General features: G+C 58.7%; 12 protein-coding genes. 10 read left to right on the forward strand and 2 right to left on the reverse strand.

The genetic code is table 11. The features are described from left to right. The first annotated feature begins 21 nt into the window (after nucleotides 1-21). The 8 genes from M0P56_RS03625 to M0P56_RS03660 are packed head-to-tail and all read left to right on the forward strand — an operon-like array spanning nucleotide 22 to nucleotide 7,854. Complete coding sequence (locus M0P56_RS03625; protein WP_291508683.1) at nucleotides 22-156, forward strand: hypothetical protein; 135 nt, start codon at nucleotides 22-24, stop codon at nucleotides 154-156. Continuing rightward, nucleotides 149-1,213 (forward strand): thiamine pyrophosphate-dependent enzyme, encoded by a 1,065-nt coding sequence (locus M0P56_RS03630; protein WP_291508684.1) that lies wholly within the window; start codon nucleotides 149-151, stop codon nucleotides 1,211-1,213. Before M0P56_RS03625 ends, M0P56_RS03630 begins: the two co-directional genes overlap by 8 nt. Further along, nucleotides 1,210-2,190 (forward strand): alpha-ketoacid dehydrogenase subunit beta, encoded by a 981-nt coding sequence (locus tag M0P56_RS03635; protein ID WP_291508685.1) that lies wholly within the window; start codon nucleotides 1,210-1,212, stop codon nucleotides 2,188-2,190. The genes M0P56_RS03630 and M0P56_RS03635 overlap by 4 nt, the downstream gene beginning before the upstream one ends. A 12-nt stretch (nucleotides 2,191-2,202) precedes the next feature. Continuing rightward, complete coding sequence (locus M0P56_RS03640) at nucleotides 2,203-3,273, forward strand: 2-oxo acid dehydrogenase subunit E2 (RefSeq protein ID WP_291508686.1); 1,071 nt, start codon at nucleotides 2,203-2,205, stop codon at nucleotides 3,271-3,273. Continuing rightward, the gene (locus tag M0P56_RS03645; RefSeq protein WP_291508687.1) at nucleotides 3,270-4,460 is read left to right on the forward strand and encodes an acetate/propionate family kinase; all 1,191 of its coding nucleotides are present in this window, start codon (nucleotides 3,270-3,272) and stop codon (nucleotides 4,458-4,460) included. Before M0P56_RS03640 ends, M0P56_RS03645 begins: the two co-directional genes overlap by 4 nt. Continuing rightward, nucleotides 4,457-5,950 (forward strand): MFS transporter, encoded by a 1,494-nt coding sequence (locus M0P56_RS03650; protein WP_291508688.1) that lies wholly within the window; start codon nucleotides 4,457-4,459, stop codon nucleotides 5,948-5,950. The genes M0P56_RS03645 and M0P56_RS03650 overlap by 4 nt, the downstream gene beginning before the upstream one ends. Nucleotides 5,951-5,974: 24 nt before the next feature. Further along, nucleotides 5,975-6,898, forward strand: a complete 924-nt coding sequence (locus tag M0P56_RS03655; protein WP_291508689.1) for a bifunctional enoyl-CoA hydratase/phosphate acetyltransferase — start codon at nucleotides 5,975-5,977, stop codon at nucleotides 6,896-6,898. Beyond that, nucleotides 6,895-7,854, forward strand: coding sequence for a 1-phosphofructokinase family hexose kinase (locus M0P56_RS03660; protein WP_291508690.1), 960 nt, complete (start codon nucleotides 6,895-6,897; stop codon nucleotides 7,852-7,854). Before M0P56_RS03655 ends, M0P56_RS03660 begins: the two co-directional genes overlap by 4 nt. 19 nt (nucleotides 7,855-7,873) lie before the next feature. Here M0P56_RS03660 and M0P56_RS03665 read toward each other — a convergent pair whose 3' ends face one another. Then, nucleotides 7,874-9,043 carry a GGDEF domain-containing protein gene (locus M0P56_RS03665; protein WP_291508691.1) on the reverse strand — a complete coding sequence of 390 codons (1,170 nt, stop codon included), beginning with the start codon at nucleotides 9,041-9,043 and terminating at the stop codon, nucleotides 7,874-7,876. Between the two features lie 213 nt (nucleotides 9,044-9,256). Between M0P56_RS03665 and M0P56_RS03670 the strand changes: the two genes are divergently transcribed. Both M0P56_RS03670 and M0P56_RS03675 read left to right on the forward strand, forming a co-directional pair. Then, nucleotides 9,257-9,448 carry a YfhL family 4Fe-4S dicluster ferredoxin gene (locus M0P56_RS03670; RefSeq protein ID WP_291508692.1) on the forward strand — a complete coding sequence of 64 codons (192 nt, stop codon included), beginning with the start codon at nucleotides 9,257-9,259 and terminating at the stop codon, nucleotides 9,446-9,448. Nucleotides 9,449-9,532: 84 nt separating this feature from the next. After that, nucleotides 9,533-9,961, forward strand: a complete 429-nt coding sequence (locus M0P56_RS03675) for a 6-carboxytetrahydropterin synthase (RefSeq protein ID WP_291508693.1) — start codon at nucleotides 9,533-9,535, stop codon at nucleotides 9,959-9,961. A 59-nt stretch (nucleotides 9,962-10,020) separates the two neighbouring features. On the opposite strand, the gene M0P56_RS03680 is transcribed toward M0P56_RS03675, so the two are convergent. After that, on the reverse strand, nucleotides 10,021-11,682 hold the full coding sequence (locus tag M0P56_RS03680) for a methyl-accepting chemotaxis protein (RefSeq protein WP_291508694.1): 1,662 nt from the start codon (nucleotides 11,680-11,682) through the stop codon (nucleotides 10,021-10,023). Nucleotides 11,683-12,013: the final 331 nt, after the last annotated feature.

Raw genomic sequence — 12,013 nt, forward strand, 5'->3', positions numbered from 1 at the left:
AAGGGAAAAGGAGTTGTCGTTATGAGTGCCATGGATCGTGTCGCCGTAATCACGCAGATCATCGACGACCTGACGGACGAATATCCGACCCTGATGTATCCGGTGCCCCTGACCAAAGCGGCAGACGATTTCCTGGCGGAGACGCCGCATGGATAAGGCAAAAATGGCAGCCATGCTCCGCGACATGTTGCGCGCGAGGGCCATTGAAGAGGCGGCCGCACAAAGCTACGCCCAAGGCAACATCGCCGGTTTTCTGCACCTGTATCCGGGTGAAGAGGCCGTGGCAGTCGGCGTGCTGCATGCGGCGGAACCGGGTGACTACGTGGTCAGTACCTATCGCGAACACGTCCATGCCCTGGTGCGCGGCATTCCGGCGCGGCAGATCATGGCCGAACTGTACGGCAAGAAAACCGGGGTCAGCGGCGGTATGGGCGGCTCCATGCATCTTTTCGATAAGGACCGGCGCTTTCTGGGCGGTTACGCCATCGTCGGTGAGACCTTCCCCATTGCTTTGGGCGCAGGCTACGCGGTGGCCTATCGTAAATTGCCTGAAGCCGTGCTCTGCTTCTTCGGTGATGGTGCGGTCAATCAGGGCACCTTTCACGAATCCCTGAACATGGCCGCCTTGTGGAAACTGCCCATTTTCTTTGTCTGTGAGAACAACCATTATCAGATCAGCACCGAAATTCACCGGCACTCCGCCATCACCGAAGTCTACAAACGCGCCTGCGCTTATGGCATAGCGGCTGAAAAGGTGGATGGCATGGACATCATCGCGGTACACGAGGCGGCCAAAAGGGCACTGGACCGGGTCCGCGCCGGGGACGGACCGCAGTTCCTGGAGCTGGAAACCTACCGCTTCCGAGGACATTCCATGGCCGACCCCGGCCGCTATCGCCCGGCCGCTGAGCTCACTGCCTATCAGGCCAATGACCCCATCGCCGCGGCCGTCCAGATGGCGGAATGCCCATACCCCAGCGCCGATGCCATAGCCGCAGCCGGTGCCGACTGCGTGGCCCGCTTCACCGACCACTGCTGTGCGGCGGGGCATCTGGACGATGCGGCCGTCGGGCGTATGCGCCAGGAGGTTCAGGAAGAAGTGGCGGATGCGGTGGCTTTTGCCGAACAGAGCGACGCACCGGACATGGACGATGCCTGGCAAGCCTTCCACCGCAATCGCCGTTTCGAGACCTTCATGGAGGCTGCGCCATGAGCGAGATGCTTTACTGGCAGGCGCTGAACCGCGCCATGGACGCCGAAATGGCCGCCGATGAGACCATACTCACCTTGGGCGAGGATGTGGGGCTATATGGCGGTACCTACCGGGTGACCGAGGGGCTCATGGCCAAATATGGCGAATGGCGGGTGCGCGACACCCCCATCTCCGAGAACAGTTTTACCGGCCTCGGGGTGGGCGCGGCGATGCTGGGCCTGCGCCCGGTGGTGGAGATCATGACCATCAACTTCGCCCTTTTCGCCATGGACGCCATCGTCAACATGGCGGCAAAAATCCCGTTCATGTCCGGCGGACAGTTTCCCATGCCTCTCACCATCCGCATGCCCGGTGGTGTTGCCAAACAGTTAGGTGCTCAGCATTCGCAGCGGCTGGAGCACATGCTGATGAATGTGCCCGGCCTGCGCATCGTGGTCCCCGCCACCCCACAGGATGCCTACTGGCAGTTACGCCAGGCCATTCGCAGCGATGACCCCATTCTTGTGCTGGAACATGAGTTGCTCTATTTCAGTAAAGGCGACGTAGACGAGGCGACGCTGGCTCCACCCATCCATCAGGCGGTGCTACGTCGGCCAGGGCGGGACATCACCTGCATCGCCTACTCGCGGATGTTGCCGCTGGCCCTGCAGGCTGCGGAGACCCTGGCGGCGGAAGGCATCGAACTCACGGTCATTGATCCGCGCAGCCTTTCGCCCATTGATTGGGACACCTGCGTGCGCTCGGTAGAGCAGACCCACCGCTGCCTGATCGTCGAAGAGGACTGCCGCTTTGCCGGTGCCGGTGCGGAGTTCGCCGCCACCTTGCAGGAGCGTTGCTTTTACCTGCTGGACGCCCCCATCCAGCGGGTAGCGGGGATGGATATCCCTACCCCCTTCAATGGTACTCTTGAAGCCGCCAGCATCCCCCGCGGGGAAGACATTGTACAGGCGGCCCGGCGGATGATGGCCCGGAGCTAGGAGGAGAGGTTGATGAAAGCGGAAATCACCATGCCGGTACTGTCCGACACCATGCAGACCGGACGCCTCACCCGCTGGAACAGGGCTGTCGGTGAAGCGATCAAGAAGGGCGAAGCCGTTGCGGAGATCGAAACGGATAAAGCGATTCTGGATGTGGAGGCCTTTGCCGACGGTTTTCTGGCGGGCCCTCTAGCCGCGGTGGGCACGGACATCCCGGTGCGGCAGGTCATCGGTTACATTGCCGATACGCGGGAAGCGAGAAAGACCGAGCACCCCCCGCACCCCGGTGGTCTCCAGGCTTCTCCGTACGCCCGCGCCCTTGCCCGTGATCCGGAACTGGACCTCCGCCAGGTAAAGCCCGGTCCCGACGGCACCATTCATGCGGCCCCGGTACTGGCCAGCGTTTTAGCGCCCGAAGATGCGGACCTGTGCCTCGGCCCGCCCTACACCATCGAGCGACCCAGCATGCTCCGCGCTGCGGTGGCCCGTAATATGTCGGCGACCCTCGACACCCCCACCTTTTTCATCAGCAGCCGCTTGGCCACGGCGCCCCTGCATGCTGCCGCCAAACAGGCGAGCCTCAGCCTGACCCTCGCCCTGACCCGCGCCTGCGCGCTGACCGTCGCCGAAGATCCCTGGTTTAACCACGTCTGGACCCGTCAGGGATTGGCCAAGCGCAGCCGGGTGGATGTAGGCATCGCCGTGGATACGGGCGAGGGGCTGATCACACCGGTGCTGCGCGATGCGGCCGGCCGGCCGCTCAAGGAATTGGTGGAGGACTGGCGGACCCTGCTCGGCAAAGTCAAAAAGGGCCGGATTTATCCGAAAGATTATCAGGGGGCCAGCTTCTATCTTTCCAATCTTGGGGTTTTCCCGGAAGTAGAGCGCTTCAATGCCATCGTGCCGGTGGGCGCTTCCGCCATACTGGCCGTGGCTGCCGCGGGCCGTGATGGGCGGGCGGACTTTACCCTGAGCTGCGATCACCGGGTGATTTTCGGCGCTGACGCGGCACGCTTTCTGCAGCGGCTGGGCAAGCGGCTGGAGGATTTGTCCTGGTTGGCCACTGGCGAGGGAGGCCTGTGAATATAGCGGCAACGCGACATGTCCTCTGCCTCAACAGCGGTTCGTCCTCCATCAAGTTCGCGGTTTTTGCGCTGGGGGCTGCAGGGCAAGAGAAACTTGCGGAAGGCGCCGCCGAGCGTATTGGGCAGAGCGTCGGGCGTTTATGGCTGCAGCGGGGAGAAGAGCAGGTCTTTGACCGGCAGTTAGCCTTGCCGCAGCAGCAGGAGGCCTTAAAGGCCGTATTTGCGGCACTGGCGGAGACACGCTGCGCGACGCCGGACGGCGTCGGCCACCGCATTGTCTCCGGCGGACCGCATCATCAGGCGCATTGCCTGGTGGATAACCAGGTGCTCAGCGATCTGCGCGCCTCCCTGCGTTTTGCCCCTTTACATCTTCCCGCGGAAATCGCCGCCATAGAGGCTGTACAGGCGGTGTGGCCCCATATTCCGCAGGTCGCCTGCTTCGATACGGCCTTTCATCAGAGCATCCCGGAAATAGCCAGCCGTCTACCCCTGCCGCGCAATCTCTGGCAGGAAGGTGTCCGTAAATACGGCTTTCATGGCCTCTCTTACGAGTACATCGTCGGTCGGCTCCCCAATCATGCCTCCGGCAAGACCATCATCGCCCACCTCGGTAATGGCGCGAGCATGGCGGCGGTGCATAACGGGCGGTGCCGCGATACCACGATGGGCTTCACCCCCACTGGCGGCCTGGTGATGGGCACGCGCAGCGGCGATCTCGACCCCGGCGTTCTGCTCTATCTCATGGAAGAAAAGGGCTACAATGCGGCGCAACTGGAGCGCGTCCTCAACCATTTATCCGGCTTGCTGGGTATTTCTGCCTGTAGCGGCGACATGCAGACCCTGCTGCAGCTGCGCGGTGGCGACCCCCATGCAGCGCAGGCCATCGACCTATTCGCTTATAGTGCGCGCAAGGCCATCGGCAGCTTGATGGCGGTGCTGGGTGGACTGGATCGCCTCGTTTTTACGGGGGGCATTGGCGAACACGCCGCCGCGATCCGCTGGGCCATTTGTCGGCCCCTGCTGGGGCTGGGGCTGGAGATAGATCCGGTCGCCAATGAAGACCCCGGACTACGCATTTCCGTGCCGCACAGCCCTGTAGACATCCTCGTCATCCCCACGAATGAAGACCTGATGATCGCCCGGCACTGCCACCGGCTCCTACCTGGGCAGGAGCACCGTCGTTGAAATCCGGTAAAACGCATCACCGCGCGCAACAGCCTGCGCACCCAGTACACCCCGATCACGCCAGCATGACCCAGATTCTCGACGAAAGCCCCCTGCTGCCGATCCATTATCGCATCTGGGCGTTATCCACTGGTGGCACCTTGCTCAGCGGCGTCTCGATGTTTCTACTGGGTGTCACGCTACCCCTGGTGATACCCGTCTTTGCCCTTCCCGCCACCAGCGTCGGCCTGGCCGCTGCCATGCTCATGGGCGGCACCGTCATTGGCGCACTGCTCGGCGGGCATCTGGCTGACCACTTCGGGCGCAAACCCGTCATGGTCATGGACATGATCCTGCTCATGATCGCCGCCCTGCTGGCCGCGCTCGCGCCCAATGCTGCGCAGCTCATCGGTGCCGAATTGCTGGTCGGCGTGGGTATTGGCATGGATTTTCCGGTAGGAAGCAGTTATCTGGCGGAATTCATGCCCCAGAGGCGGCGCGGACGCATGATGGCGGCCGCCATCGCCGTGCAATCCATCGGCATGCTGGCAGGTGCCGGTTTTGCTCTGATCCTTTTGCATAACGCCCATCCCGGAGACAATACCTGGCGCTGGTTGCTGGCCGCAGAAGCACTATTGGTGCTCCCCTACCTGCTCGGCCGCCTCACCCTGCCGGAGAGCGTGCGCTGGTGTATGGGGCGTGGTCACAACGCCGAAGCCGCCCGCATTCTGGAACGCATCGCGCCTCAACAAACAGAGATGCTCGCCGCCATGGTTCGGCATCTGGGCAAGAAAATCCACCACGTGGCCAAGATCCGACCAGGTCGGCACATGGGTATAGGGACCCTGTTTTCTCCGGAATACCGACGCCGCACCTTGCTGGTGACCCTGCCCTGGTTTTTTATGGACGTGGCCACCTACGGCGTCGGCCTGTTCACCACCATCCTGCTCGGTGCCATGCGCAATGGCGGGAACGACGGGATCATCGGTGTGGTTAGCAGAGACCTTGCCAATGCGCTGGACAGCGGCAAGGTGGATATTTTTCTCCTTCTCGGTTCCGTACTCTCCCTCTGGGCGGTACCCTGGCTGGGCCGGATTCATATGCAGATGATCGGTTTTGGGGGCATGGCGCTCGCCATGGGATTACTCTATTTTGCGACGGGTATGGCCGGAGGGGCCGCTGCCCACCTGCAGCTCATTCTGATCGGTTTCATGGTGTTCAATCTGTTCATGACCGCAGGCCCCAACGCCACGACCTTCATCTTGCCAACAGAAATGTACCCCACGCAGGTCCGCGCCTTCAGCGCCGGGTTCGCTGCCGCTATAGCCAAGATTGGCGCGACCATCAGCGTTTTTTTGCTGCCGGTGATCCAGTCTGCGCTGGGCGTTACCATGGTCTTGCTGCTGATGGGCACGGTCAGCCTGCTGGGTTTGGTGCTCACTTACAGCTTCCGTGTGCAAGGCCGTGGCCTGACGCTGGAAGAGCACCACGGACCGGCTTTGCCCCAATGAAGCATCGAGAGAAGGAGATCAGACATGCCCTATGCCCATTTTGATGCGCTGTTGGCCGCCGTCGCACCCCTGGACGACATCCCCGTGGCCGTGGTGGACGCCGCCGAGGAGCATGTCCTGCGCGGTGCCTGCGCGGCAAAACTGCAAAGCATCGTAGATCCCATCCTCATCGGCGATGAAAACGAAATTCGCAGCTTGCTGCTCAAGCTGGGACACGATTCCGGCGCCTGTCCCAACTTTCGCATCATCCACGCGGACAATGCCGAAGCCGCCGCTGAAAAAGGCGTCGAGTTGGTGCTCACCGGAGAGGCCAAAGCGCTGATGAAGGGACACCTGCATAGCGACACCTTCCTCCACCCCATTCTCGCCAAACTGCGCACGGATCGTCGTCTTTCTCATGTCTTTGTTGCGGATATCAAGGCGTATCCGAAACTCCTGCTCATCACCGATGCCGCCATCAATATTGCACCTGACCTGACCACCAAGGCCGCCATTCTGCAAAACGCCATTGATCTGGCGCGGATTCTCGACGTTGCGCAACCCAAGGCCGCCATTCTCTCCGCGGTGGAAGTGGTCAACCCCGCCATCGTCTCGACCGTAGACGCTGCCTGCCTGTCGAAAATGGCGGAACGCGGGCAGATTACCGGCGCGCTGGTGGACGGCCCCCTCGCCTTCGACAACGCCATATCCAAAGAGTCTGCAGAGATCAAAGGGATACAGAGTGTTGTGGCCGGAGACGCCGATATTCTGCTGGTACCCGACCTAGTGTCCGGCAACATCCTCGCTAAAGATCTGGAATACCTGGCCGGGGCGACACTGGCAGGGATCGTGATGGGCGCCCGGGTGCCGGTTATCCTCACCTCCCGCGCTGATCCCGCCCGTGCCCGCCTGGTTTCCGCGGCACTCGCTGCCCTCGTGCATTATCGTCGGCTGGAGACGCCCGCATGACCGAAAGCAACGCCCGCCGCCCGCCCATCGCCACCCTCACCCTCAACCCGGCCGTGGACATCGCCTACGAGGTGGCGCACCTGATTGCGGACCAGAAAAGTCATGCCACGTCCACCCGCTACGACCCCGGCGGGAACGGCATCAACGTCGCCCGCGCCCTCAAGGAGCTGCTCGTCTACGCCCACAGTTGCTGTGTCGTGGCCGGAAATATCGGCGAACTGCTGCAGAAACTGCTGCAGCATCAACTGGATGATCCGCACTGCGTGCATCTGGAGGGGGAAACCCGCGTTAACGCCACCATTTTGCAGGGTGACCCCACCGCACAGTTTGAAATCACCGGCATCGGGCCGCGAGTTTCAGAACTCATCCTCGCCGATATCCGGGAAACCTTTCTGGGCCTGTGCAAAGACGGTTTTGCGGTACTCACCGGCTCCGTCCCCCCCGGCGTGGATGACCATTTCTACGGAGATATGATCGATCGCGTCCGGGCTGGCGGTGGACAATCCATTGTCGATGCCCATGGCGCCCTCCTGCAACACGCTCTTCCCCATCATCCCTTTCTGATCAAACCCAACCGCTATGAGCTGTCCCTGCTGCGCCAGCGCGACTTACCTACGCTGGAAGATGTGGCGCAGGAGGCGCGCGCCGTACAGCGGGAAGGAGTGCACTATGTCTGCGTGTCCCTGGGTGGCGACGGCGCACTGCTGGTCGGACCCGATGGCAGCTATTTCGCCAAGGCACCCGCCGTTACGGTGAAGTCGACGGTCGGCTCAGGCGACGCCATGGTCGCCGGCCTCGTCGCCGCGCTGGCCCACGGCCAAAGTCCGGCAGAAGCCCTGCGTCTGGCTGTCGCCTGCGGCAGCGGCACGGCCGCCCGGCCGGGGACCGAGATTTTTTCCCATAATGATCTGGATGCCCTGCTACGGGTTACGGAAGCGCATGCGCTGGATATTTGAGCGCACTGTATCCATTCTACTATTCCAAACATATCTGTGCTTTACCCGCCTCTTTGGCGCGATACATGCGATCATCAGCCAATTTCACCAGTTCCTGCCAGGTGTCTGCGCGATCCTGTGGCCATTGTGCGATGCCACCGCTCCAGGTCAAGGGCTGGCCGTCGGGTCGCTGCATAATGCCACTATGAACGATGGCCTCCATCCGTTTAGAAGCCCGTTCTGCGGTGGCATAGGGCATGACGAGCACGAACTCCTCGCCGCCCCAACGGATCACCGCATCGCTGTCGCGCAAAGCCGCTTTCAGCTGCTCGGCGGCATAGAGCAGGATATCGTCCCCCGTTTTGTGCCCAAAAACGTCGTTCACCTGCTTAAAATCATCCAAGTCAAGGAAAACCATGGAGATGGGGAATTTCTGGCGTTGCGCCTGGGCCATCTGCAATTGCAGGAATTGCTCGCCGCTACGCCGGTTCAACAGGTGCGTCAGAGGGTCCAGACTGGATTGTTGAAACAATCCTTTCATGAGTTGAAGCTGACTCAGGGAAGCCATGCTGCTCACAATCGCAATCAACAGCAGCAACAAGAATACGACCATATCCTTCGTGCCGGGCAGCATCCCCTGACTGTGCAGCTGTTCAGAAAGCATGAAGGCCAACAACATGGGCAGACCGAACAACAGTGTTTCCGTTACCACAAATGGAAACAGGGCCAGCCCGGTCAGCAACACGAACGGCAAAAAGGCATATCCAGCCACCATGGCCCGCCCCAACGCATCGAAATGCACGTCTGCGAGCAATAAACGGCTGAATATGAAAAAAATGGTGGGGATGGTCAACAGCAGCCCGACGGCAACCTTGGCGTGTCCCACACTCGGTGAACAGCGGCAAAGGAAAGCCAGGAAACCGAAGGCCGCGCTGGCAAGAATCCGCGCACCCGCCAGAGTGACCGCGACCCTAAGCGGAAAAATGGCGAAGTCGACCACCATCCAAAGAGGGGTGAGCACCGCGAATACGGCGGCCGTCATCTGGACACGGGAAAGGATGAACCGAGCGCGATAGCGGGAAAAAAGCGGGGAATGGGAGTGGCTATTGACAAAATCCACCAATTCTCCAGGTCCCACAAAGAAAAACTGGCCAATTTCTATCTTGGCACCGAGCCAAAGTCTTTGCCGTAGTCCTTGTAGAAAACTCATGCGCCATGTTCCAGAATATGGTGGCCCCACCAGTCAAGACAGCTAGAGGGCGAGTCCACGCCGGGCCGGTATGACGTAGGGATAGATCTTGTGCTCCGCTTCATTGCGCTCATCGTCCTCTCCTCACCAGACAACAAGCTTAAACCATTGTCTTAAATAGAGGGGGCACTATAATGTGGCTCACAAAATTTTTCAACGAGGTACACTTTACTTATGGCTTTATCCATTACCGACGAGTGCATCAATTGCACCATTTGCGAACCGGACTGTCCCAATAACGCGGTTTTTCCCGGATTGACACATTATGAAATTGATCCAGATCGATGCACAGAATGTGAAAATTTTTTTGCTACGCCCATGTGTCAGGAAGTCTGTCCGGTGGATTGCATCATGTCCATTTCGTAACCATTCACGGAGCGTGCATCTACATGCCACGCATGTTGTGATGCCTTCTCCTGAACCCGTGTTCAATGAGACAAGGAAATCAAGGTGAAAACAAAAATTATAGCAGAACGATATCATGATTTCAGTTATGGACATCGCGTGTATCAGCATGAAGGAAAATGCGCGGCTTTGCATGGACATAACGGTCGGGTGCATTTTACAGTAACCGCTGATACGCTGGACACTGTTGGTCGTGTGGTGGATTTCTCTGTGATTAAGGATAGTCTCTGCAACTGGGTGGAAAATCATTGGGATCACAGGTTCATGGTATGGGAAGAAGACCCTTTGTCATCTCCTCTATGCAACATGAATCCGTCCACCGTTATTGTTCCATTTAACCCTACAGCAGAAAACATAGCCTATCACCTGCTTCATACAGTTGGTCCCATGCAGCTTAAGGAAACTGGTGTAAAGCTGATTAAGGTAACTTTTGAAGAGACCACAAAGTGCAGGGCCGCCGCTGAAATCGAATGATGGGTTTCCTTTACCCACTCCGCCTGGATAGAAATGATGCCCTAGAACCAGACATGGCCCTAATCTGCTTTAAAGGTGCGAAGATTCTCTCTCAACCGTTGCGCAGATTTTTGCAATAATCCGGCCTGATGGCGTGCTACCTCACTTGCCTCGGCGGTACTACGCAGTGCCGTAGAGATATGAAGAATGTTCTCGGTCACCTGCTGAACCGCCTTACTCTGTTCATCGGCTGCGGTTGCCACGGACACCACCCTTTCCGATACGGAATCAATCTGCCCGGTGATCAAGGTCAGTGCCTGCCGAGCCTCGTCTCCTTGTTTGGCGCCCTGCCGAGCCCGTTCTTTCCCCTCTTCCATGGCCTGTATGGCGTCGCCGGAGTCCCGCTGGATGTTTTCCACAATGGCACGGATAGCTACCACGGCCTCTACGCTGCGGTTGGCCAGCCCGCGTACTTCGTCGGCGACGACCGCAAACCCCCGCCCGCTCTCCCCTGCACGCGCTGCTTCAATGGCGGCATTTAACGCCAACATATTGGTCTGATTGGTAATTTCCTGTATGGTGCTGACGATGTCGCCGATGCGTGCGCTGGATTCGCCAAAACGGCTGACCGTATGCGCTACGCCTTCAATACTCGCGACAATTTCTTTCATCGCATCAAGGGTCTGCCCAATGACACACCCACCCTTGTCGGCTTCCAGCTTGGCCTGCTGTGCCGTCGATGCGATTTCCTCCGCACGATGCGCTACGTTCGTAGCAGCGACACTCATGGCTTCTACTGCGGTGGATATGGAATCGGCCTGGTCGTTTGCCTTGATGGTTCCAGAGCTCAGATCTTGTGATAGAGCCTCAATCTCAGTGCCTTTCTGGGCCACCTCATCGGCGGCGCTGCGCACATTGTGGATCAACGTCGCCAGCCGGTTGCCCATCTCGTTGACGGACGAACCGATATTGGCTAGCATGCCACGCATGTCATGGGTATCGACGCGGGAGCGGAGGTCTCCTCCCGCTATCTCTCCGACCACCTGGCTGGTGTTGCGCAACTGCACACGGATGGTGCGGTTTACCATGGTGGCGATGAGCAGCACCAACACGATAGCGCCTACTCCGGAAACAACCAGGATTAAAAGCATCCCATGGTATATGGTGCGGGTATTCTTGGATAAAGCATCTGCATCTTCGTTAAACGCAGAAAATAGTTGTTTTGCTGCAAGATTGTATTTTCCATAAGCGGGCTTCACCGCATGCTTATAAATATCTCCTATTTGATCGAAATCGCCATTTTGCATCGCATGGATTTCTTGCACTGCAGCAGTGCGCGCCGCTCTCTTGGTCGACAGCAACATTAACAAGGCGTGTGCGGCGCGAGAGCCGGGTTTAGAGAGCACCATGCGATCAATTTCTTGCGTATGTATGTCATTGCTGTTTTCGTCCGCCAGAATCGCGGCCATCTGTGTTCCATTGTTGACGGCAGTACTAATTCCCGCATTGTAATTACTGACTGCATCGGCAATTTGCTCCAGCGCCTCACGCGTAAATGCTGATGTCGAAATAATTTTTGCTGCTAATACACTTTCCTGCTGCACGGCATATAATTGAGAGGCCGCGGCGTCCACCCTATACAGAGAATAGATCGCAGCGAATGTGCCAATAGCCATCGCGATAGCAGCGAAGATTGCGCCGCCCACGATTGCTTGATTTACATCCATTTTTATTTTTATCATCGGTTTTCCCGGGAAACGATATGGAATCTTACAGTTAAGATCATTAAAAACAATACCAACAAGACACCGCTGCTCATAATAGCATTAGAATGTCGTATTTATGAAGCCCTGTGGGCTCACGCTACAGAAGTTCCGGCCTTACGTATCGTGCTGTCCCGCGAGGCCAGCAGGAAATTGGCGCAACAGACTGATTTTACTTGTTTATGTCCGCACCTCCATGGTGCTCATTGGTGACGGAGTAGATAACGGTCAGCGACTCTGCCCCAGGCCCACAGCGCTGAATACCTGGGGCTCCGAAAGACATTCCGAAACTCCCGCACATGGGCCATGA

It is taken from the genome of Acidithiobacillus sp. (genome assembly GCF_023229925.1).
Lineage (GTDB): Bacteria > Pseudomonadota > Gammaproteobacteria > Acidithiobacillales > Acidithiobacillaceae > Acidithiobacillus.